The organism is Pseudomonadota bacterium (assembly GCA_018823285.1).
GTDB lineage: Bacteria > Desulfobacterota > Desulfobulbia > Desulfobulbales > JAGXFP01 > JAHJIQ01.
In genome coordinates this window covers 25,764-49,144 of the sequence record JAHJIQ010000026.1, presented here as the reverse complement: position 1 = coordinate 49,144, position 23,381 = coordinate 25,764, and the positions used below count along the sequence as shown (strand labels likewise).

Annotated in this window: 18 protein-coding genes; 6 read left to right on the top strand and 12 right to left on the bottom strand. The window is 52.5% G+C overall.

The genetic code is table 11. From position 1 onward, the window contains the following. Positions 1–10: 10 nt before the first annotated feature. Positions 11–766 (bottom strand): alpha/beta hydrolase, encoded by a 756-nt coding sequence (locus tag KKG35_07225; protein ID MBU1737919.1) that lies wholly within the window; start codon positions 764–766, stop codon positions 11–13. Between the two features lies 1 nt (position 767). Beyond that, a complete protein-coding gene (locus KKG35_07220; protein MBU1737918.1) occupies positions 768–1,484 on the bottom strand; it encodes a hypothetical protein in 717 nt (238 codons plus the stop codon). 361 nt (positions 1,485–1,845) lie between these two features. Here KKG35_07220 and KKG35_07215 point away from each other — a divergent pair, with 361 nt between their 5' ends. Beyond that, positions 1,846–2,370: a lipocalin family protein gene (locus KKG35_07215; protein MBU1737917.1), complete on the top strand. Its 525-nt coding sequence runs from the start codon at positions 1,846–1,848 to the stop codon at positions 2,368–2,370. 17 nt (positions 2,371–2,387) lie between these two features. Here the strand turns inward: KKG35_07215 and KKG35_07210 are convergent, their stop codons facing one another. From KKG35_07210 to KKG35_07180, 7 genes are all read right to left on the bottom strand, one after another. Further along, the gene (locus tag KKG35_07210; GenBank protein MBU1737916.1) at positions 2,388–2,927 is read right to left on the bottom strand and encodes a hypothetical protein; all 540 of its coding nucleotides are present in this window, start codon (positions 2,925–2,927) and stop codon (positions 2,388–2,390) included. A 145-nt stretch (positions 2,928–3,072) separates the two neighbouring features. Beyond that, the gene (locus KKG35_07205) at positions 3,073–4,404 is read right to left on the bottom strand and encodes a sodium:alanine symporter family protein (GenBank protein MBU1737915.1); all 1,332 of its coding nucleotides are present in this window, start codon (positions 4,402–4,404) and stop codon (positions 3,073–3,075) included. 135 nt (positions 4,405–4,539) lie between these two features. Next, complete coding sequence (locus tag KKG35_07200) at positions 4,540–6,612, bottom strand: response regulator (GenBank protein MBU1737914.1); 2,073 nt, start codon at positions 6,610–6,612, stop codon at positions 4,540–4,542. Continuing rightward, entirely contained in the window at positions 6,609–10,733 is a 4,125-nt protein-coding gene (locus KKG35_07195; protein ID MBU1737913.1) for a response regulator, read from the bottom strand. Before KKG35_07195 ends, KKG35_07200 begins: the two co-directional genes overlap by 4 nt. A 104-nt stretch (positions 10,734–10,837) precedes the next feature. Continuing rightward, positions 10,838–11,419, bottom strand: coding sequence for a chemotaxis protein CheB (locus KKG35_07190; GenBank protein MBU1737912.1), 582 nt, complete (start codon positions 11,417–11,419; stop codon positions 10,838–10,840). Continuing rightward, positions 11,416–12,246, bottom strand: coding sequence for a protein-glutamate O-methyltransferase CheR (locus tag KKG35_07185; GenBank protein ID MBU1737911.1), 831 nt, complete (start codon positions 12,244–12,246; stop codon positions 11,416–11,418). Before KKG35_07185 ends, KKG35_07190 begins: the two co-directional genes overlap by 4 nt. Positions 12,247–12,609: 363 nt before the next feature. Next, on the bottom strand, positions 12,610–13,173 hold the full coding sequence (locus tag KKG35_07180; GenBank protein ID MBU1737910.1) for a porin family protein: 564 nt from the start codon (positions 13,171–13,173) through the stop codon (positions 12,610–12,612). A gap of 436 nt (positions 13,174–13,609) precedes the next feature. Here KKG35_07180 and KKG35_07175 point away from each other — a divergent pair, with 436 nt between their 5' ends. Then, on the top strand, positions 13,610–15,064 hold the full coding sequence (locus KKG35_07175) for a hypothetical protein (protein ID MBU1737909.1): 1,455 nt from the start codon (positions 13,610–13,612) through the stop codon (positions 15,062–15,064). 56 nt (positions 15,065–15,120) lie between these two features. Then, positions 15,121–15,798 (top strand): VWA domain-containing protein, encoded by a 678-nt coding sequence (locus KKG35_07170; GenBank protein MBU1737908.1) that lies wholly within the window; start codon positions 15,121–15,123, stop codon positions 15,796–15,798. A 352-nt stretch (positions 15,799–16,150) separates the two neighbouring features. On the opposite strand, the gene KKG35_07165 is transcribed toward KKG35_07170, so the two are convergent. Beyond that, the gene (locus KKG35_07165; protein ID MBU1737907.1) at positions 16,151–17,494 is read right to left on the bottom strand and encodes a hypothetical protein; all 1,344 of its coding nucleotides are present in this window, start codon (positions 17,492–17,494) and stop codon (positions 16,151–16,153) included. Positions 17,495–17,680: 186 nt separating this feature from the next. On the opposite strand from KKG35_07165, the gene KKG35_07160 reads away from it, so the two are divergent. Beyond that, positions 17,681–18,526 carry a phosphate/phosphite/phosphonate ABC transporter substrate-binding protein gene (locus KKG35_07160; protein ID MBU1737906.1) on the top strand — a complete coding sequence of 282 codons (846 nt, stop codon included), beginning with the start codon at positions 17,681–17,683 and terminating at the stop codon, positions 18,524–18,526. 17 nt (positions 18,527–18,543) lie between these two features. After that, positions 18,544–20,835 (top strand): response regulator, encoded by a 2,292-nt coding sequence (locus KKG35_07155; protein ID MBU1737905.1) that lies wholly within the window; start codon positions 18,544–18,546, stop codon positions 20,833–20,835. 135 nt (positions 20,836–20,970) lie between these two features. On the opposite strand, the gene KKG35_07150 is transcribed toward KKG35_07155, so the two are convergent. Continuing rightward, the gene (locus KKG35_07150; protein MBU1737904.1) at positions 20,971–21,675 is read right to left on the bottom strand and encodes an FHA domain-containing protein; all 705 of its coding nucleotides are present in this window, start codon (positions 21,673–21,675) and stop codon (positions 20,971–20,973) included. A 16-nt stretch (positions 21,676–21,691) separates the two neighbouring features. Beyond that, entirely contained in the window at positions 21,692–22,075 is a 384-nt protein-coding gene (locus KKG35_07145) for an FHA domain-containing protein (protein MBU1737903.1), read from the bottom strand. A 209-nt stretch (positions 22,076–22,284) separates the two neighbouring features. On the opposite strand from KKG35_07145, the gene mutY reads away from it, so the two are divergent. Next, on the top strand, positions 22,285–23,355 hold the full coding sequence (mutY, locus tag KKG35_07140; protein MBU1737902.1) for an A/G-specific adenine glycosylase: 1,071 nt from the start codon (positions 22,285–22,287) through the stop codon (positions 23,353–23,355). Positions 23,356–23,381 lie beyond the last annotated feature (26 nt).

The window sequence follows — 23,381 nt, the reverse complement described above, 5'->3', positions numbered from 1 at the left end:
ATGAGCATATTTATTCCAAAGTCTTGAGTTTCTCTTCAAGTCTTATCATATGCTGTTGCCATATCTCTTTGAATGTTTTGTAATTGTGATTTCCGGGGATAGAAAAATAATTCCCCTCCTTTAGGCTATGGGAAAAGAGTTCGGGGCCACTGCCTGTCATCAAATCATCTTCACCGAAACCGAGATAGATCTCAGGGTATCTTTCTCTTTCAGTCTCATATTCTTTTATCCAGCTCCATATGAGATATTGCCAGTCATTTTCACGGTCTGAAGGGACGGTCCAGTCGGTCAATCCACCGGCTTCTTTGATCTCCGAAAGAATGTGATTCCAACCCAGAAAAGGGCTTATCAGGATTACACCTTCCACATCATTTTTGTACCGGCGGATATGAAAAAGGCTGCCAACTCCTCCCATTGAGAAACCTGCCAGCCAGATATTTCGGTATCCTTTTGCTCTGGCCGGGTCGATAATGTCTTCTTTTAATCTTTCCTCCAGGATTTCTGCTTTGTAATAGCCGAAATGGGCATCCGGAACCACAACATCAAAAGGGATCCCTCTTTTTCTGACTTCCTCGATAATTCCCTGTTTTTCGAAATCCTGGTGGCTGCCGCCTCGCCCCCTTAAAAGTATCAGGAGGTTCTGATGATCTACAGCATCCATTTTGCCATACTCAAGAACCGGAATCGGGACCTCAAGGGAGGTACAGCCGCCTGAAATAAGGGCCAGAAGCAAGGTTGCTATGAGCAGGTATCTACTGGTCATCATGTTACTTCAGGAGCAGTTGTGCATCTTCCTGGAAATGTACCCGCCAGGGATAAAGATCCTCGAACTTATCTATTTCCTGACGGGCGACCCATTCAAGATCTTCTCTGGCCTTTTCTTCTTCGCCAAGAATAGGATAATAATACTTGCCACGAGCCCACCTGGAGAGAAGCCTTTTCTCTCCCTTCTGCACAGCCATATTCATGTAGTAATCTCCTTTGCTTTTCGATCCGCCCTTGAATTTTGGAAGAGCGTAATAACAGATTACTTTGGCAAATTCTACACCTCCATTACCGAATTCCGGGGCCACCTGTTCAAGATGATCCAGGACCACCAATGCCCTGTGCAGCCATTCAAGATTGACTATTTTCCCCGGTAAAGACATGCCTTCCTTGAATTCGTATTGCAATGCCGTGACCCAGAAAAACATCGCCTCGGCTTCTCTGGCGGTAAGTGGGCCGATTGCTTCCCATGGTTTTTTCCCTTCGTTAATCAGGGCTCTAAAATCACTATTTGTATACATTGCCTTTTCGGCATAGACCATCGCCTGGCGAAAGAGGTCAGATTTTTGCCGGCGACCTTCGGTATAGGCAGTACCCAAAAGAATGGTTTGAGTGCTTAGCATTTTGAGAGCATCATAATCTCCCGAATTTTCCTCTACTATTTTTTCAAAGGCCTTGATTGATGTCCTTAAAGATGTTTCGTCATCGGCTTTTTCCAATACACTCTGTGCCTCTTCAGATAACTGGACTGAAAGGGCGGTGGGTCGATCAACATCTTGTTCATGAAAGGCGGGGCTCCATTTCATGGCACAACCGTTGATGAAAAGAAAGAGAGGAAGCAGGAGCAAATATCCAGATGTTTTTCTCATTTTTTCCCTTTTGGATAATTGTTTGAGTAAGGGCTCAATATGATAGACTCTATGTTCCTGGACAGTATATCTCAACAAAAAAGGTCATTTGGAAAAAAAGTCAGCCAGAAAGAAACTTTTGCAGGTAATATCCTCGTAAGACATGCTTGGCCATTTAAAATGGTGATATTTTTTTTCTTGTGCCAAGATTGAATTGAAAAGGTGATCGTCCATGCGCGTGGTATGTGTTTTTATTTTATTAATGGTCTCACTCCTGACAGCGTGTATTCCCATGAAAGATACTTCCATTGAACCCCTGCAGACTGTTGAAAAGGTTGATCTGGAACGATACCTCGGTGAATGGTATGAAATAGCCCGCTATCCCAACCGCTTTCAGCAAGATTGCCCGGCCAGCAAGGCCACCTATTCGCTGCTGCCATCCGGAAAGATCGAAGTGCTCAATGAGTGTTATGATCATGATTATCAGCATGTTCTGCGTTCGGTCAAAGGCAAGGCGCGGATTGTTGACCAGAGTACCAATGCCCGGCTTAAGGTCACCTTCTTCTGGCCGTTTTCCGGAGACTACTGGATCATTGATCTGGGCGACAATTATGAATATGCGGTGGTCGGTCATCCCGACCGTAAGTATTTGTGGATTCTTTCCCGCACTCCGGAAATGTCGGAGGACCTGTATGGAAAGATCAGCGAAGGGCTGATAAGTCAGGGATATGATCCCGCCCGTCTTGTTCGGAGATAACCGGCGGGCGGCTATGTTTATCTGCAGGTATCGTCTTTATTGGTCTTGAAATAAGTCTCCAGTTTGATTTGTGCTTCTTCCTGCTCTTCAGGGGAAAGGGGCTTGTACCCCCTGCCGTAATCCCAGCCGTAACCCCAGCGGTACCAGTTGTAAAAATAGGGGCTGCCGCCGAATCTGACCCCGTTATAAACGGTGTCGGCCAGAATGGGGTCGCCGGTTTTCTCCAGAATACAGCTCTGCAGTTTCCGGTCGGCCTCTTCCCGTTCTTGTTTGCTGCCCCCTTTCCAGTAGGAAGTATCATGCTCGAAACAGCATTCGCACCAGTCCGCTTTAGTGATCAGGTTCCGGTCGGGGAAGAGGGAGCAGCCGTCGCTGCTGAAATCGGCAAGCCGGCGACCTTGGCTGCATGCACTTACAAGAATCAGCAGCAAGATCAGCCAGGAAAGTTTATGGAAAACAATCAGGTGTTTTTTGAAACTCCTCGCGGCAGATAAGCGCCAGACTTCGAGCCACAGGGAATCTCCGTATGGAAGGTTGTTTTCATCAGATTCGCTCACTAACCCCACAGCAGATAGCGAACTATGTGAGACTCGGAGTCTCCTTACAGTCGCTCCCTCGAGCTGCGGGGATTGCACCCCGCAAGGGGGCATAAATTTATCGCTTTGGATGTTCATACGGAATTTCCGGGCCTTTTCTGATTAACTATCTAGAATTATTGAATTTATACTCTTTTGTGATTTTGAAGACTATCGGGCTCAGTAACAGGAGGCCGATCAGGTTGGGGATGGCCATTAAAGCATTCAGGGTGTCGGCCAGGAGCCAGACAAAATTGAGTTTCAGGACGGTCCCGGTGAATACCGCAATGACCCACAGAACCCGGTATGGCTTGATGACTCTGGTGCCGAAAAGATACTCCAGGCATTTCTCTCCGTAAAAGGCCCAGCCCAGCATGGTGGTGAAGGCAAAGAGGGTGATGCCCAAAGAAACCCCGTGACTGCCGAGATGAGGCAAACCCATTTCAAAGGCTTTGGAGGTGAGGGCCGCGCCACTGGTTCCGTTGGTCCAGAGGCCACTGATCACGATGACGAGGCCGGTAATGGAACAGACGATGATGGTGTCGATGAAGGTGCCCAGCATGGCGATTGATCCCTGGCGCACCGGATCGGTGGTCTTTGCTGCGGCATGGGCGATCGGTGCGCTGCCGAGCCCTGCTTCATTGGAGAAAACCCCCCGGGCGACACCCTTGATGACCATGCCGAGAAAACCTCCGGCAGCAGCGGTACCGGTGAAGGCCTGGGAGAAGATCTCGCCGAAGGCAGCCGGAATCTGGCCGATATTCATGACGATAATGATCAGGCCGCCGAGCGTATAAAGAATGGCCATGAAGGGGACCAGCTTGCCGGCGACGCTGGCAATACGTTTAATTCCGCCTAGGATGACCGCGCCGACGAGAACCGCGAGGACCACCCCGGTAGCCATTTTCGGAATATTATAGCTGCTCTGCAGGGCATCGGCGATGGAGTTGGACTGGACCATGTTGCCGATCCCGAAGGCGGCGATTGAACCGAACAGGGCGAAAAGAAAGCCGAGCCAGGCCCATTTTTCGCCAAGCCCGTTCCTGATAAAATACATCGGGCCGCCGACGTGATCGCCGTTGGCGTCAACTTCACGAAATTTCACCGCGCAGACCGCTTCGGCATACTTGGTGGCAAGGCCGACAATTGCCGTGATCCACATCCAGAAGATCGCCCCGGGACCACCCACCGAAACAGCCGTGGCAACACCGGCAATATTTCCGGTGCCGATGGTGGCGGAAAGGGCGGTCATCAGGGCGTTAAAGGGGCTGATCTCTCCCTCTTCTCCGGTTTCCTCCCGTCCTTTAAAGAGCATTCTGAAACCGTAGGCCAGTTTCCGGATCGGCATGAAGGCGAGCCCCGCCATCAGGAAAGCACCGACTCCGACGATCAGGATCAGCATCGGGTATCCCCAGACTATGCTATTGAGGTGATGAAAAATATTGGTGATTGTATCCACGCAACGCCTCGGGTGAAAGTTTACGGAAGATAAGCCTGGTCGCATGTATGAGGCAGGTATTATAACAGAGAAAAATCATCACGCCAGTGGATCAGGTGATGCGGGAGAAAGGGGGGAGAAGGCTATTGGAGATGATTACTCTTTTTGATCCAGCTCTTTCCTGACCGCCTGGGCCAGTTCTCTGAGGACCAGGGGTTTGGTCAGGTATGTGCTGATCCCCGCCTCCCGGACTTCTTTTTCAATGGCCGGCCCGCCGTGCCCGCTGCAGAGGATGATCGGGATGTCCCGGCGGGCTGCGAGCATTTTCACGGCCAGCTCGAGGCCGGTCATTTCAGGCATCGTCATATCGGTGATGACCAGATCAAAGGAATCCGGTGCGGCGAGAAAGGCCTGCAGGGCGGCAGTGCTTCCGGGAAAAGTCGTGACCCGATATCCGAAGTTCGCAAGCATTTTCCTGATCATTGAAGTTATCTGGGGTTCGTCGTCTACCACCAGCAACCTCTCGGTGCCTCTGGGAATGGCCATCGGGGTCTCAATTGCCGGGCAGACCGGAGAGGCTGCGGTTTCAATTTCCGGCAGATAGATGGAGAAGGTCGAGCCCTTCCCCGGTTCGCTGTAAACACTGATATGGCCATGGTGGGCCTTGACGATCCCATGCACCACCGCCAGACCCATCCCCGTGCCTTTCCCTTCTTCCTTGGTGGTGAAATATGGTTCGAATATTCTGTCGATCACCTCTTTTTTCATCCCGCAGCCGGTGTCGCTTATTTGCAGTTTCAGGTAGCGCCCGGGAGTCATCTTGTAACCAAGGACCTTTGCATCTTCCTTATGGATTTCAACCTTGTGCAGGGAGATCGACAGGACGCCACTCCGGTCACGCATTGCGTGATGGGCGTTGGTGCAGAGGTTCATGATCACCTGGTGGATCTGGGTGGGATCTGCCTGCACACAGCCGCAGCTTTCGCTGAGGTCCTGATCGATCCGGATGGTGGTGGGGATGGTCGCGCGAATCAGCTTCAGGGATTCTTTCAGAATGGGCTTGATATCGAGGGGTTGACGGTTGGAATGCGACTGGCGGCTGAAGGCCAGAATCTGGGTCACGAGCTCCTTGGCTCTCAGTCCGGCTTTCAATACTTCAGCCAGATAATCGGATATTTTGTCCTCTGCAGGCGTTTCCAGACGGGCCAGTTCAGAATAACCGATGATCGCGGTGAGGATGTTGTTGAAGTCGTGGGCAATGCCGCCTGCCAGGGTGCCGATGGCCTCCATCTTCTGGGCCTGCTGCAACTGAAACTGCAGGTCCTGGCGCTCCTTGTCGGAATGTTGCCATTCAATGACCATGGCCACTCGCCGGGCGAGAATGTCCATGATTTCCCTGGTGAAATCCTGAACCACGATCTTTTTCCGGGAAAAAGCGACCAGGATGCCTACGGTCTCGCCTTCGCGTAACCGGACAGGGGCGCCCAGATAACTCTCGATCCGGTTTTCCACAAGATATCTGTCGGTGGGAAAAAGATCGGCAACTCCTTCAGGGAAAAAGCAGAAACCTTTGTTTGCAACATCTTGGCAGGGTGTTCCGGCGAGATTATACCACGCGATATCTTTGCGGATTTCCCCATCGGTCAGCATGGCGCAGACATCAACTTTTTCATGGGCAACAATTTTACCGATCAGGACATATTCAATCTGGAAAACAGTCTGACACGCCTTGAGAATATTGACAAAGATATCCTCATCCGTCATCCCGGCGGGGCTGGTGGCCAGCACCTTGAACACTTCCTCTCTTTTCTTAAGTTCCCGGCTGTACTGTTCGAGTTTTTTCCGCTGCAGATAGAGATCGAGGAAGACCTTGACCTTGCCGATCAGGATCTGCGGCACGATGGGTTTGACGATGAAGTCAACCGCCCCGCTCTCAATGCCCTTGATCAGGTGGGATTCCTCGCGGTAGATGGCCGAAACGAAGATCACCGGCAGGTACAGGAGTTTTTCCTGCTGGCGCATCAGCTCAACCATTTCAAAGCCGTCCATGCCCGGCATCTGGATGTCCACCAGGGCCAGGGCGTACTCCTGGTCCAGAAGCAGGGTCAGCGCTTCATTGCCCGAGGCTGCCCGGACAAAATCCGCCGCGAGGCCGGAGAGCACTTTTTCCAGGGCGACCAGGTTTTCCGGTTTGTCGTCAACCAGAAGGATTTTCGGCCGATTGCTCATATCCACACCCGGATCAGGGAGAGCAGCTTTTCTATTTCCACCGGTTTGGCAAGATAGTCGGAAGCGCCCGCTTCGATACATCGGTTCCGGTCGGCGGGCATTGCCTTGGCAGTCAGGGCGATGATCGGGACCTTGGCATAGTCCTTCATCTTCCTGATCCTGCCGATCGCCTCGTAGCCATCCATGACCGGCATCATGATGTCCATGATGACCAGGCTGATATTCTTTTCCCGGCCCAGGATCTCCAGGGCCTTTTTGCCGTCCGGCGCCTGGTGGACCTTGACTCCGCTGTCTTTCAGGATCTTCGAGAGGGCGAACATGTTGCGCATGTCGTCATCGGCGAGGAGGATTTCCTTGTCCTGGAGTTCCTTCTCGTAGTTCCTGATGCTTGCCTCCCGCTTCCTCTTTTCCTCCGGGAGGTCGTCGCTCATCTTGTGGAGGAAGAGTTCCGCTTCGTCCATCAGCCTTTCGGAAGAACGGGCGGTCTTCAGAATAATGGAGTTCGCGTAACGTTTGAGGGTGTATTCCTCTTCCTGGCTCAGTTCCTTGCCGGTGTAGACGATTACCGGCGGTTTTTCATCGAGGGCGGAAATTTCCTGCAACACCTCAAAACCGTTCCTGTCCGGCAGGGACAGATCGAGAATCATGCAGTCATATTCTCCGCCACGCAGTTCGGCCAGCGCCTCATTGCCGCCGGCCACCGCCGTGACCGCAACGGTATCGCTGGCGGTCATTTTCATGAGCGATTTTCGCAAGACATCATCATCCTCGACAATGAGCAGTTTTTTGACTTTCCGGGCAAAGACCGCTTCGATTCTACCGAAGGCGGCATCGATATCTTCGGCGCTGGACGGTTTGAGCAGGACCCCCATGGCGCCGCGGCTGGTCCCGGACTGGGCGGATGGATCTCCGGAGATGATATGGACCGGAATGTGCCGGGTTTTTTTGTTCTTCTTCAGGGTGTTGAGCACGTCCCAGCCCGACATATCCGGAAGAATCAGGTCAAGAATGATCCCGTCCGGCCGGTACTGCTCGGCCATGACCAGGCCGGAAACCCCGCCGCCGGCGTGGAGAAACCGGTACCCACGCTGCTGGCAGAGTCTTTTCAGGATGGCGGCGAAATCCGGATCATCTTCAATGACCAGCATGACCCGGTCTTTTTCACTGATATTCTGTCGATCATCGTCGATACTCTGCACTTCGGGAGCGGCTTTCCTGCTCCTGGCGACGGGTTTATCCGGGTCTTGTTCCGGCAGCTCGTTCTCTTCGGGCCGGGCAGTGTTTGCGGCCTGCGGTTTCTCCGGATTGAATTCCAGCGGCAGATAGAGATTGAACACCGAACCCTTGCCGACCTTGCTGGTGAGGGTGATTTCCCCGCCAAGCAGTTTGGCCAGCTCCCGGGAAATCGACAGGCCAAGACCGGTGCCGCCGAACTCCCGCGAGGTGGAGCCGTCCGCCTGCTGGAAGGCCTCGAAGATCTCCTGCTGTTTGTCTTTCGCCACCCCGATTCCGGTATCGGCAACCCTGAACAGCATCACGTTCTCCCGGTCGGCGAAATCCCCCGCGAGACCGCCGGCCGGGTCCGCCATCATGATGTCCACCTTTACGCCTCCTTTCCGGGTGAACTTGATGGCGTTGCCGCAGAGGTTGCGCAGGATCTGCACGACTTTCTGGAAATCGGTGGTCATCGTCGGGGGCATTTCCGGCGCGATACGGATCGAAAAATCGAGTTTCTTGTCGGCGGCCAGGTGGGAAAAGCAGTCGGTGAGGTTTGCGGCGAGATCTTCGAACGGCACGGCGGCTGGGTTCACGTCCAGCCGGCCGGATTCGATCTTCGCCAGATCGAGGATCTCGTTGATCAGTTCCAGCAGATCGTTGCCGCCCTTGTAGATAATGGTGAGCGATTCCAGTTGTTCTTCACTCAGGTTCTTCTTTTTATCGGCGAGCAGGTCCTGGGAGAGGATGAGCAGGCTGTTCAAGGGGGTCCGCAGTTCATGGGACATGTTGGCGAGGAATTCCGACTTGTATCTGCTGCTGATTTCAAGCTCGCGGGCCTTCAGCTCCAGATGGGTCCTGATGTCTTCCAGCTCGACGTTTTTCTGCCTGATCTCGTCCTGCTTCAGGGCCATGAACTTGTTCTTCTCTTCCAGCTCCTCGTTGGTCACCCGCAGTTCCTCCTGCTGGGCCTGGAGGCTCTTTTCCGATCTTTCCAGGGAATTCGATTTCTCCTGCAGCTCCTCGTTGGAGACTCGCAGTTCCTCCTGCTGCGCCTGCAGGGCCTCCTGGGATTCCCGCAGTTCTTCATTGGCGGCCTGGAGTTCCTCCTGCTGGGTCTGCAGCTCTTCATTCTGCTGCTGTCCCTCCTGCAGCAGTTCGTTGATCCGGCTGTGAATCCGGGCGGAGTGAACGGCGATCGCGATGGTTTCCCTGCAGTTTTCGAGAAGCGCCAGATGGTCGAGTGAGAATTCATGGCAGGAGCCGAGCTCGATCACCCCGAGAACCTCACCTTCGTGGAGAAAGGGCAGAACGACGATGTTTGCCGGGCGGCAGTCGCCGAGTGAAGAGTTGACCCGGATGTAATCCTCCGGGATATCGGTGATCGAGATCAGTTTCCCGGAACGGGCCGCTTCACCGACCAGCCCCTGCCCGATTTGTATTGTATCGGCAAGGCCTTTGCGCAGATGAAAGGCGTAGTCGCCGGTCAGCCGCAGAGCTTGATTTTCGGTCAGCAGGTAAAAAGAGGCGATCTGGGCTCCGATCGTTCCGGCCAGATACGTGCAGACCTTCTCGGCGATGACTGCGGGATCAAGCTCTCCCCTGATCTTTTCCACCAGGCCGGCCTGGCTTTCCACCAGCCAGATCTGTCTTTTGTTCTGCCTGCTCATCCCGGCAAGACGTTCAGCCATATTGACCAGGGCGTGACCAAGGCGGTCGCCGGCAGAGTTCGGGTGCAGTTCGGTGTCATAATTCCCGCCGCCCACCTGGTCGGCAAAAGAGGCGGCCCGGCGCTGGCTTTCGATGACCTGCTGGCAGGACTCGGCCATTTCCCCCACCTCGTCCCGGCGGGAGAGTTCGATGTTTTCGTCGAGCTCACCCTTTGCCATCTTCTGCAAGATACCGGTCACCATCACGATCGGCGCCGAAAGATCATGGGCCAGGAGCAGACCGGTGAAGAGGGCCAGCAGCAGGGCGATGATGGATGAGGCCAGAACGATCAGGCGGCTCGCGGCCAGGGTTCCGGCAACGTGGGCCTGTTCCTCTGCCATGGACTGCTGGATCGCGGTTTCAGCCTGGTCGGAGGAAGCGACGACCTTCTGGTACAGAAGGTCGAATGCATCGTCTATTGCGGTGCCCGCCCCGGCATAGGAACTGTGGGTTTTGAGCCGCTCCAGCACCTGAGCGAGGAACCTTTCCAGGGTGCCGTCCAGGTTGGTTGCGGGAATATTTCTTTTTTTCAGGGTCCCGGTGATCGCCGCGAAGCTGGCGGTAAACTCTTTGACGATCCCTTCCGGATCGATCGAGCGGTCGCCGCCCAGGAATTCCTCGAAGAACAGGTGGGTGTCGGCAATCCTGAATTTCTGATAGTTTAAGGCGAGGCCGAGATCGGGATGCTGGACAGCCAGGGTGTCCAGATCCTGCTGGATTGATTCGTAGAGGCGATCGAAAGCCTGGTCTACGTCGGATCCTGCGGCAGAACCGCCGCTATGGAAGCTGTAACGCTTCTTGGCAAGTCTGATGAATTCTTCCAGGTATTGTCTGGTTTCCTCGATTTTCTTCCTGACCAGCGGGGAGTGGCTGGCGATGTACCGGCCCTCTTCGTTCTGCCCGCCGGATAAAATCGCGTCGCAATACCAGAGGGCCTGATCGAAATTCTTCCAGGAATTGCCGATATCTTCTTCCTGGTCGCCATTCAGGATCTCCTCCAGGATGAGGTGGCCCTGAGATGTCCAGTATTTCAGCTCCATGATCGCATCCACCAGCGGCGTCTCTTCGATCATGAACTTGTTGGCGCTGTGATCGATGGTGTTGACCTGGCGGACACTCAACACGCCGGTGATCCCGATGACCAGGCACAACAGGGCAAAACCGGCCAGGATCTTATTGCGGATATTGAGTTTCATTGTTTCGTCGGCTCACACGGGTTGGCTGGTCTTCGTTTCTGATGGCAGGGCATGGGCTCTCTCCGGGGGAACAGTAAAATCTTCTCAATTGTCTAGGGTACAAGTCAAGTTTTTCCGCAAATCAGGCCAATGAGAAAAGGCGCGATTTCAGGCAGCGGCAGCAGATGGTCGACCCGGCAAGCGTCAAGGGCTGCGCGGGGCATCATCGCGGCCTCCGCCGAATCCGGGTCCTGGACAATGGTCAGTCCGCCGCAGACCTGAATCGTCCGCAAGCCCCTGCTGCCGTCGTTATTGGCCCCGGTCAGGATGATGCCGATGACTTCCTTGCCGCAGGAATGGGCCGCGCTCTCAAAAAGGACGTCGATCGAAGGCCGGGAATAATTGATTCTCTCATCGGCAGACAGCGACAGGCTCAGGTCGTCTTCCAGGAGCAGATGGTAATTGGGCGGGGCCAGGTAGACGGTGCCTGGTCTGGCAAGCTCTCCGGGCTCGGCCTCTTTGACCTGAAGCCTGCTGAGTTTGTTCAGGTGAGCGGGTAAAAAGGCGTCGGCATCCGGGCTGGTATGCTGGACGATGAGAAGCGGAACCGGGAAGGCGGCGGGGAGTGGCTTCAGAAGCGTGCTCAGGGCGGTCAGGCCGCCGAAAGAGACGCCGATAACCACAATCTTGTATTGACCACGGATCATTGATACTTTTTCCGGTATATTTTTTCTTTCCCCGAAACTGTTTCGAAGGCGTCGGCATACTCAGAAAACTGCAGGGTTTCCTTGCTGCCCAGACAGAGAAAGCCTCCCGGGCAGAGAGAGTCGAGCATCAGTTTGAAAATTTTGTTCTGCAGATCCCGGTTGAAGTAGATCAGGACATTGCGGCAGACGATCAGGTGCATCTCGCCGAAGGCGGAATCGGTCACCAGGTTGTGATCGGCAAAGACGATTTTGTCTTTGAGTGAATTGTTCAGTTTGGTGAGGCCGTACTTTGCCGAGTAGTAGTCGGCAAAAGAATGTTTGCCCCCGGCTTTCTGGTAGTTCCCGGTGTACTCCTTGATCTCGTTGACCGGAATGATTCCTTCCCGGGCTTTTTCCAGGGCTTTCAGGCTCAGGTCGGTGGCGTAGATCTGGGCGCGGTCGAGGAGATTTTCCTCGGCGAGCAGGATGGCCATGGAGTACACCTCTTCCCCGGTGGCGCATCCGGCATGCCACACCCTGATAAACGGGTAGGTGAGCAGCAGCGGCGCCACCTCGCTTCTGACCGCTTTGAAAAAAGAGGGGTCGCGGAACATTTCGGTGACGTTGATGGAGAGGGTGTTCAGCAGTTCACCGAAAAAAGTGGGGTCGGTGAGGACCTTGTGCTGCATGGCCGAAAGGTTGTCCAGGCCCGACGAGGCGAAAAAATGGACGATCCTGCGTCTGACATGGGCCTTGCTGTAGTTGCGGAAATCGTAGCCGTGCTTCCGGAATATCGCCTCCAGGAGCAGGTCGATCTCGATTTTCTCATTCTCGGAAGTGTCGGTCATGCCTCATGGTCTGAAAAAACAGGGCCTGATGTCAAGCTTTAGGTTTTTTCAGTCCAACACAAAAGGGCTGGCAACAACTGGCCGGAGGAACAATGGCGAGGACCACCGATGACTTTGCGATTAATGACACCACCGAAACCCATCCGGGCTCCGATTTGTCTCAGGACCGGATGACAATATCTACTCCTAGGGTTTCAGCGCTGTTCTTGATGAGAATTTTCAGGTGAATCCGGCGGTCAGTATTGGGGGTCCGGTGGAGGAGTATATTTTTCCGACAGTGCATCGTTTGCAGAATAGTTCAGATAATAAAAGGCCGGGACGGCTTTCTTGTCCCGGCCTTTATTAATTCATCGGCTGCGGTTTTTAAAACACAAAACTCACTCCGGCCATGAGGCCGGTGCTTGAGAAATCGAATTCGTTCTCGCTCTCGCCATCAGTGTTGGAGGCGAGGCCTTTAAGTTCGGTGTAGAAGCCGAAATTTTCCGCGAACAGGAACTCGATTCCCATTGATGCCTGAAGGGCCGCATTCATATCGCGGTCGACATTGCCGATCCCGTCGTCGTATTTGGCGTGACCCCAGCCCAACCCGATCCCGAAAAAGGGGCGGATCATCTCGTGTGGCACAAAGTACTTTTTCGCTGTGAAAAGATAGACCTGGGTCCTGGTCATTCCGGTTGATGCGGGCGGTGTGAATTCATGTTTGAAGTTGGTGTACTCCATGCCGAGGCCCACATTTTTTTGGTTTCGGATCTCCCAGCCGATCGAGAAAATCTTGTTTCCCGAATCATCAAAGTCTCGCTGAACCCCGTCAAGCCGCTGTTTGTCATCCCAGAGATTTACTGCCCCGGATTTGACCATTACCGCGAAATCGGCGGCTGTGGCTGAAGTGGTCACAAAGAATGATACCAGGCAAATAATTCCTGACATAATAAACAACCGTGAAAAACTGCTTTGCACGTTTTTTTCTGCGTCCATTGTCGTCTCCCGAGTGATTTATGAGGTCTATCAAGCTGCGTGACCTCTAAAGTTTGATAATAAAAATAAGGGGTGTTTAAAGTCAAGGAAGATATCGGGTAATAAGTCACACTGCTTACATTATTGTTAATATTATCAATGTGTTGGGCGTGGCGATGTTCGGTCGTTAGAAGTGTTGGAAAGCAGTGAAATAGGTGTGCAATACATTGAAGATGTCAGGGTTCCGGGGGCGGATTATTTGACAGGAACCCCCCGGTCAGTATAAATAGTACTGGAGAAGTGAGGCAGGAGGGTCTTGTTGCGGCAATAATCTTCCTTTATTCTTGTTAATGCAGCAGGTGCTGCGCTGTTAAGGTCTGCGGTAATAAACTTACAAGAGGAGGTTACCGTGTCATCATCAATTCTTTTCAATATTGTCCCTGGCAACCCGGCAGTATCTGTTCTGGTTTTACTCGTCATCATCATGGCTCTTTTCTACTTCGCCAGGAACCCGGCCCACAAGAGCATAAGAGGAATTTTTCGGGTGATCAAAAACTTCATGCGGTTGGCATCGTATTCGGTCCTTCGCGCCGAAGGAAGGGTCGCGGCAAGAAACAGGGAGGTCATCCTGGCCGAAGGGCTGGAAGCGGTCAATCGGGAAATGGAACGCGAATTTCACCGGGTCGGGCTCGTTGTCGAGCGTGACCTGCAAGGGTACCCGGTACTGAACCGGAAACTCTCCGAACACATTGAGAAAATCGATCAGGACTACAGCGAAAGCACCGAGGTGCCTCCGACTCCGCCGGTCTGGATCAATGCGGTGGATGCCGTCTCCAAGCTTTCTGTGAAATCGGGTGACGGAATGGTGGGGCAGATTCTCTCCGACATTCATAAAACCATTGTCAAGCAACAGAAACAGGCGATGGATGATTACTGGAAAAGCACCAGCAACCGGCACAAGATCCTGAGCGGCATGATGCCTCATTGGCGGAAACTCACCAAAATCCTGGCCGAAGTCAGCGACACGATGACCGGCCTCCAGGATCGCGCCAAAGTGATCGACAGTAAAATGGACCAGTATGAGGAAATCCGGAAAGGTTCCGACAAGGCCTTGATCAAGCTCCACTCTTCATCCATGACCCAGTTTTTCATCGACAGCTTCTGGATCATGGTGGCCATCGGCGGCATTGTGGTAAACTACCATCTCATCGCCCTCCCGATGTCCGAGATGGTCGGCGGCACCAGCCGGATCGGCGGGATTCCGGTCAATGAGATTGCGGCCCTCGTCTTTATCCTCTTTGAGGTCTTTGCCGGGATGGCCCTGATGGAATCGCTTCATATCACCAAACTTTTCCCGATTATCGGTCATATGGACGATAAAAAACGCAAAGTCGTTGCCTGGGTGGCGGTGAGTATCGTTGCCATATTCGCGGTAGGCGAATCCGCCCTGGCCTTCATGAGGGACATCATCGCGGCGAACAACGAGGCCTTGAAACAGTCGCTGGTGGCAGTGGAAGGCGGGGAATCGGTCAATGTGGCAAGAAGCATCATCCCGACCATTGTCCAGATGGGTCTCGGCTTTCTCCTGCCGATCATTCTGGTTTTTGCAGTCATTCCCCTGGAATCTTTTGTCCATTCGGCAAGAACCGTAATCGGTTACCTCATCGAGTTTCTTTTGCGATCCCTTGCCGTTACCTTGAGGATTTCAGGAAATATCTTCTACTATATGGGTTCAATCCTGGTCGGGATCTACGACCTGGTTATCTTTATTCCCTTGTGGATTGAGGCACAGATCAAGGGGAGTGGGGAAAAGGCGAAAAAAGAAAAAAAGGTGGTCCAGAAAGCCGAAGAAAAACCAGCTTGATGCACCATAAATTATTACTTTAAAATTCCATTTCAAGTTTGGAGGAAGGTTCCACAATGAAGAAACTCAAACTCTCGTCCATTGTGTGTTGTATCGTTGCCGCAAGCTTTATTGTTCTGGCCGGATGCAGCGGCAAAAAGGAAGAAGTGAACTACACAAAAGGGGTTTATATGCTGCTGGACACTTCCGGCACCTACACCCTTGAGTTGAAGAAAGCGCAGGGAATCATCAATTATCTGCTCGGTTCCCTGAATCCGGCAGACTCTTTTGCGGTTGCCCGGATCGATTCCGGCAGCTTCAGTGAAAAAGACATCATTCACAAGGTTACCTTCGACAGCCGTCCTTCGGTGGCCACCAATCAGAAAAGAGTTTTCGCCCAGAAGATTGAAGAATTTGTGAATACCGTTGAAAGTGCCCCGTTTACCGACATTTCGGGCGGAATGCTGCAGGCGGTGGAGTGGTTGAATGAGATCAATGCCGGCAAGAAAATCATCCTGATCTTTTCCGACATGGAGGAAGAGCTGGCCAAGGGACACAAGCGGGATTTCCAGATCCCGCTGCAGGGCTTCAAGGTCGTGGCTTTGAATGTTACAAAATTACGGGCGGACATCCAGGACCCGACGATCTATCTGGACCGGATGAACGGCTGGAAAATGAAAGTTGAAGACAGCGCCGGCAAAGACAGTTTCCTGGTGATTAATGATCTGGAAAGACTTGAGGCGATTCTTGAGTAATGTGGTAAACGGTTTTTATGGATGAACAAAATGCCCGGTTTGCGCCGGGCATTTTTTTTTCTGATTCCCACTGAATTTCTGCCACTGACTCTTCGACAAGCTCATCCTTCGACAGGCTCAGGATGATCGGTGTAACAGTAATTCCGTTCATCCTGAGCCTGTCGAAGGATGGCCCAACGGCATTTCCACTTCACACCTGTATTCAAATAAAACAAGCAAGATCAAATGGTTGACTTGCTCTTCAGCGAAAAAGCTGAAATTCAGTGGTAATCAGCTTTTTTTTGATCCCGCTCAATTTCTGCCAATGACTTTTCGGCAGGCTCACTCTAAACAGGCGGGGGGGGGGTGGCAATCAGATTTTTTTCTGCTCAATTTGCACGGGCAGACGTATCGTAAACGTTGTTCCCCGATTGATTTCTGAGGCAACAGTGATGGTGCCCTGATGATTTTCGATGAAGGTTCTGACAATGGCCAGGCCAAGACCGACGCCTCTGGTTCTGGTGGTAAAAAGGGGTTCGAAAATATCATTCAGGTTTTCGGGAGCAATGCCGGAGCCGCTGTCCCGGACAGTTATCTCGACAATATCTTTCTGCAGGGAAGATTCAATATGCAGTGTGCCGCCATCCGGCATGGCCTGGATGGCGTTGGTGATCAGGTTCTGGATCACCCGCTGGATCTGACCGTGATCAAACATGAACACAGGGAGAGAGGGATCAAGTTCGGTTTTCAGGGTGATGTTTTCGGGGATGTCAAAATCATCGGCCAGCGTTCTGATCAGGAGATTGAGGTCATCCTCTTCCAGGAGCGGTTCGTTCTTGACCGAGACATCCAGTAACCCGGAAATGATGGTGTTTGCCCGGTCGATTTCCCGGTCCATCAACCCCAAATGCCTGTAAATTTTACTGTCGGTTTCCGCTTCAATCGTGTGACTCAAAAAATAGATGGAATTTCTGATGGAGCCCAGCGGATTTCTGATATCATGCGCAACACTGCCTGCAAGCTTGCCGATGGCAGCAAGTCTTTCCTGCTTGAGAAGCTTTTTCTGCACCTCTCTGTTTTCCAGTCTGAGCCGCAGTGAAGAAATGAACATGGTGTGAATATGGGATGACATGATGATGCAGATGATCAGGTAAATCAAAACCATCATTGCCATCGGGATATGGGTCTCACCGCCGAGCAGAATAAATTTGACAGTGACCGGAGTTCCCAGCAGAAGAACAAAAGATCGGTAGGTTTTCTGCATTGAGGCCATGGTGGTTGTGCCCCCGGCAATCATTCCACCGATAACAAAGACCAGGAATGTCTGGTGCGGGACAGAGTCGGCAGCGAATATATAGTAGGGAGACACACCCCAGAAAAATCCCGAGAAGAGCACCCCGACCGTGAAGATCACACCCCAGTGCGGTTGCCTTTTTTCACTTGGTGAGGAGGTGTTGTATGAGCGGATAAGAAAGGCCCTGACGATTGAAAGACCCCAGATTGCCGCCAGCCACAAGAGCAGTTTCTGGCTGGCGACCTTGCTGCTCAAACCTGCGACCACGAGCAGGGACAACCCGAGATTTGCAAATAACCCCGCCGGAAGATGCCGATAGGCCTGCTCGATCAATTCATGTTTGAACAGGTTGGCGTAGCGGACATCGGAATCAGGCGCAACTCCCGTTCCAGGCTCCGTATTGAAGGTAAATATCTTCTGCAAATTGCTCTCCAGGTGTCAATCATGAAAATGGGATAATCCCCGAAAAATAAAAATAAGTCAAATATATTAAGTAGATACGAAGTCGGCGGCGGTGGTGTCATGCCCCATGAGATTCTTGACACGGCAGAAGGTTTTGTGAGAGCATTGCAATGGATAATGAGAAAAGCAATTTTTGAGGAGGAGCGCATGAAGCGAAGTGCAAGCCGATTCGGCAGGAAGTTTGTCGTCACCCTGATCGTGATGGGAGCCATAATTTTTCTCTTCACGCCAGGGCAACCACTGGCCGGGGAGAAGGGGTATACCATTGGTCTCATCCCCCAGGGGCCCGCCCTGAAAATGTATGAACGGTGGGCGCCGTTTATCGACCGTCTGTCGAAGGAGACCGGGTTGCTGCTTTCGGTCAAAGTCTATGATCATGTTTCCCAGTTCGAGAACAGCCTCAAGGAAGGTCTGGTCGATTTCGCCTATCTGAATTCAACCCAGGAGGCGGCGGCATTCAACCAGCAGGGTTATATTCCGCTTGTCAGGAGTGAAAAGTTTTTCAAGGGAGCCATCTTTGTGCCCACTGACTCAAAGATCAGTTCGGTTCAGGAACTGAAAGGTCAGAACATCGCCTTTGTCAGTGAAAGAAGCCTCTGCTCGGTGGTTCTCCGCCAGGCCCTCTCCACCGAGGAGGAAATTGGCGACTTTCATATCGTCTATGCGGGCAGTTCGGGGAATGTCTATAAGAATGTCCTGCTCGGCAAGGCCGAGGCGGGCGGCACCCTCGACGTTTCACTGAATCGTGAGTCGTCCGAAGTTGTCTCCCGATTAAAGACCATCTATGAAACCCCGCCCATGGCCCCGCACCCGATTGCCGCCCACCCCAGGACCCCTGAAGCGGCACGGGAGGCGATTGTCGGTGCGATGTTGAGGATGGCCGGAGAGGAAGAGGGGAAAAAACTCCTGGAGTCAATCCGCATGCCTTCTCCACTGGTCCTTGCGGATTATCAGAGGGATTACCGCTGGCTTGAAAAGTACATGGTCGATTGAACATCCGTGGGAAGGCAATGAAACTGACTCTTCTCCCCAGAAAGCTCTATCAGAAGGTTATTTTTGTTGTCTCGCTGATCCTGGTGGCCTCCAATATTTCCTACAGCGTCTATATCGGCAACCACCATGCGGAAAATATGGTGGAGCAGAAGAAAAAGAGCGCGCTGCTGATTGCCGAAAATCTGGCAATCTTCATCGCCAATCGGCTTGTTGTCGCAGACTTTGCCGGGATCGATCATTATCTTCTCCAGTCGGCGAGACTACCTGATATTGAAGCAATAACCGTTGTTGAATTTTCGGGGACGGTCATCAGCAATATCAGGCACGAGAAAGGTAAAGCGCCGGAACTGGTTTACGAAGGATCCGGGGTGAAATTCCGGGAATTGACCGCTCCGGAATTGCTCATCAACGACATGAATATGGTCGTGGTCCAACCGGTCAAGGCTTTCAATCACCTGGCCAATCTGCAGATTGTTTTCTCGCTGGAAGAGATCAAGGCCACGCGCCGCCATTTCTGGTACGACACCCTGGTGGTCGGTCTCTTCTGGCTGGTGCTGACGATCCTGCTTTTCCTGTATATCCTGAGACTGCCGATCAAGGCGTTTCTTGACCTTTCGCAGTTTGCAAGGGTCCTCGGTGACACAAAAGGAGCGAGGATTACCGAACGCTATATCACGGAAGAACTGCAGGATCTTGCCGATTCCTTGAACTATGCCGCCGAGAAGATCGAGAAAACCGAAAGAGAGCTGGTTGCGGAGAGAGAACGCCTTGACACCACCATGCACAGTATCAGTGAAGGGGTGGTGGCCACCGACACCGAAGAGAGGATCATCCTTCTGAACCGGGCGGCGGTCAGGCTGACCGGCTGGTCTGCGGAGCAGGCCCGGGGCCGGAAAATTTCGAGTATTTTAAAACTTGAAGGCCGGCCCGGTGAGGATCCCCGGGGGATCGGGCTGGAGCCGGCCCTGATTTCCGGCAGAATTGTAGAGCATAACGAACCGGCAATCATGCTGGACGCAGCTGGTGAGAAAAGGAGCATCATCTACTCGGAAGCACCGATTATGAACAATGACTTTCAGACCATCGGTGCGGTCATCGTGATGCGCGACATATCCGAAAGCAGAAAAATTGAAGAAGAAAAACGGAGTCTGGAGGAACAGCTCAGACAGGCCCAGAAGATGGAGGCGATCGGCACCCTCGCCGGAGGGATAGCCCACGACTTCAATAATGTGCTGACTCCGATCCTTGGGTATGCCGAACTGATTGAATTGAATCTGCAACCCGGGGACCGGAACCATGAATTTGCTCACGAGATTATCAACGCCTCAAAAAGGGCCCGGGACCTGGTGCAGCAGATTCTGACCTTCAGCCGCCAGGCGGGCCATGAGCTGATGCCCCTGGCCATCAATACGATTGCCAAGGAAGTGATCAAGCTCCTCAGATCAACAATCCCGAAGACGATTGAGATCAGGCAGCAGATCAATAACGATTGCGGGTTCATCCTTGGCGATCCGACGCAGGTTCATCAGGTTCTCATGAACCTCTGCACCAATGCTTATCATGCAATGCGTGAGAAAGGGGGAGTGCTTGGGATCAAACTGACCCAGGTGGAAATTGCAAAAAATGAGTATCCGGCTGAACTCACGCTGGATCCGGGAAGATATGTGTGCCTTGAAGTGAGTGATACCGGGTGCGGGATTCCGGCGGAGATTAGGAAGAAGATTTTCGAGCCATATTTTACCACCAAAGGCAGAAAAGAGGGGACCGGTCTTGGCTTAAGCGTTGTCCATGGCATCATGAAAGCCATGAACGGGCATATCACGGTCTACAGTGAACCCGGAGAGGGAACGGTATTCAGACTCTATTTCCCGAAGACAACCGTGCAGGAAGATGAAGCGCCACCCGTGGCCCCCGAACTGCTCCGGGGCAATGAGCGGATCCTTCTGGTTGATGATGAAACCCAGGTGCTGGAACTTGAAAAGAAGGTTCTTGAATCGCTGGGGTACAGGGTGGAGACATGTTCCGGCAGCCTCGCCGCCCTGACTGTACTGGAACAGAGTCAGGGCAAATTCGACATGCTGATCACCGATATGACCATGCCGGAAATGACCGGCGCCCAGTTGGCCCAGCGGGTCATCGAGCTGTTCCCGGCAATGCCGATTATCCTCTGCACCGGTTTCAGTGAGATCATTAACGAAGAAAAGGCCCGGGCCATCGGGATCAGGAGATATATTACCAAGCCGATCATCATCTCCGACTTTACCGCTGCGATCAGGGAGGTTTTTGCGGAAGCGGAAGCGGCAGAGTGAAATGCGTTGCCGGTAAAAGAGATGTTACACCCTGCTCTCTGCAAGTTTTCGTGAGCTGCAAAAACCAGGATTTCCCAGCGGCAAAATTTTGTGTTTAAAAAGAGTTCTCTTCCCAGCGGTTCCAACGAGTGGTTGTCAGTTGAACTGAATCCGGATGCTTCCCACTGAAATGATATCTTTCTTGCGCAGTTTCCGCTCTCCCTTGAGAGGTTTGCCGTTGATGGAGGTCATTCTGTGCAGAAGACTTTTGTTGTGAACGATGTAGTAGCCGTCACCGCGATGGGTAATAAAGAATTGGGGGTTGCCGATAAACCAGCCGGCGAGGATCAGGTCGCTGGTGATGTCTTTGCCGGCCCTGATGCTGCCCCGCCCTTTCAGGGAAAGCGTTTCCGGGGAGGCCTTCCCTTCCAGCACGGTAAGCTCGTTATATTTCTTCGGTTTTTTCTCCTTGTTCAGCAGGCTCCTTTTGTAGAGACCGCTCACGTAGATCGTCTGGTTGAAGCTGTCGGGGTTTGCGGCAACCGAACCTGCTTCAGCTTCGCCGGTAAGATACTCTGCGGGTTTCAGAATAAACTTGCCGACTTCGATCAGATCGTTTTTGCTGATCGGCACCGATGAGACGATCTGCTTGCCGTTGACCTTGGTCCCGTTCAAACTGTAGAGGTCCGTGAGATAGTAGGAACCTCCCATCAGTTCAAGGGAGGTGTGCTTTCGGGAAATGGCGGTGTTATTGATCACGATGTCGGCGTCCGCGTCCCTGCCGATGGTCAGACACTGGCCGTTCTCGATACTGAAGCGCTTGACGATCCGGTCATTATGAACGAGTACCCATTCTTCCATAGTCGGTCCTTGTCTGTCAGGATTTCTTTCTGAAGTCTTTGGCGAGAAGCGTTTTTTTGGAACTGTCCGGACTTGCAGCAACGGGATTTGTTTTTTCTTTGCCGGTTAATAATGCGGCGGGTTTCAGAATAAAACTGCCGAGTTCGATCAGGTCGCTCCTGTTGATCTGCACAGCTGAAGTGATCGAATTGCCGTTGATCTTGGTTCCGTTGAGGCTGTAATGGTCTGTAATGAAATATTCCGCGCCCATTAATTCAAGGGAACAATGTTTTCTGGAAATGGCGCTATGGTTGATCACGATGTTGGCTTCAGGGCCCCTGCCGATCACCAGACTCTGGCCGTTATTGATCTTGAAACGCTTGATGATCCGGTTGTTATGAACAATTACCCATTCTTCCATTTTCCATGCGGGTCCCAGTAGAGAATATTTAAGGGCGGAAAGGCATCGCAAACCGATCGCCGGTATCAACAGACATTGGCTATTATAATAGAACCGTGAAAATCTGCAGGTAAAAAGTTGTAATCTGTCTGGGGTACTAGTAAGCCGCAGGGACGCGCAGTACCGGAAATAGTATTTTCTGATTTCACCTAAATTGTTATCGGGTCTCCATGAATAAAAATCTGTTTCAGCAAAAGCTCCTCGACTGGTTTGCGCAAAATGCTCGGGACCTGCCCTGGCGAAAAACCTATCTCCCATACCATATCTGGATCTCGGAGATCATGCTGCAGCAGACCCGGATGGATCGGGTGGTGGAGTATTTTCAGCGCTGGATCGCGAGATTTCCCGATATTGAGAGTATTGTCAGGGCCTCTGAGGATGAGATTCTTAAACTGTGGGAAGGGCTCGGCTATTACAGCAGGGCGAAGAATCTTGTCCGAGCGGCAGTGATCATCGTACAGGAGCATGAAGGACGAATGCCGCAGGAGCACCAGGCGCTGCTGGCGCTGCCGGGCATCGGCCCTTATACCGCAGGAGCCATCATGAGTCTTGCCTTCAATCGGGAGTTCCCCATTGTCGACGGCAACGTGGAACGGGTTTTTGCCCGAATTTTCAACCTGGCAAAGCCGGTGAAGGAAAAGGAGAGCCATCGGTTTATCTGGCAGCAGGCGGAGGCGTTGATTCCTCCTGGAATGGCTCGGGAATTCAACCAGTCCCTGATGGAACTGGGGGCTTTGATCTGCACCCCGAAGCAGCCGTTATGCGACCGGTGCCCGGTCAGTGAATTGTGCCTTGCGCATGAAAAGAATATCGTCGGGGAAAGGCCTGTTCAGGGTGGCGGCAGGAAAAGCACTCCGCTCACCATGGTGGCCGGAATTCTTTTCTCCGACGGGAAAGTCCTGATCCGCAAGCGACCCGAGGGCAAGGTGTGGGGCGGGTTGTGGGAATTCCCCGGGGGCAGGCTGGAGAAAGGGGAAGCCAAAATAAGTGGTCTGAAACGTACTTTTTATGAAAAAACCGGATTAACTGTCGGGGTTGTCGGAAAAACCGGAATTATTAAGCATAGTTATACCGTTTATAGGGTGACTCTATATGGGTACCATTGTGAGGTGTCTGGAGAATCCAGCACTAGGAAGAATGATGGTGCGGAGTATAAATGGGTATCTATAGAAGATCTCAACCGGTATGCCTTTTCCGCCGGTCACCGGAAACTGATTAGAACATCTTTGCCCTTTTCTTAAATAAGCAGACTATTCCTTGAAAAAGG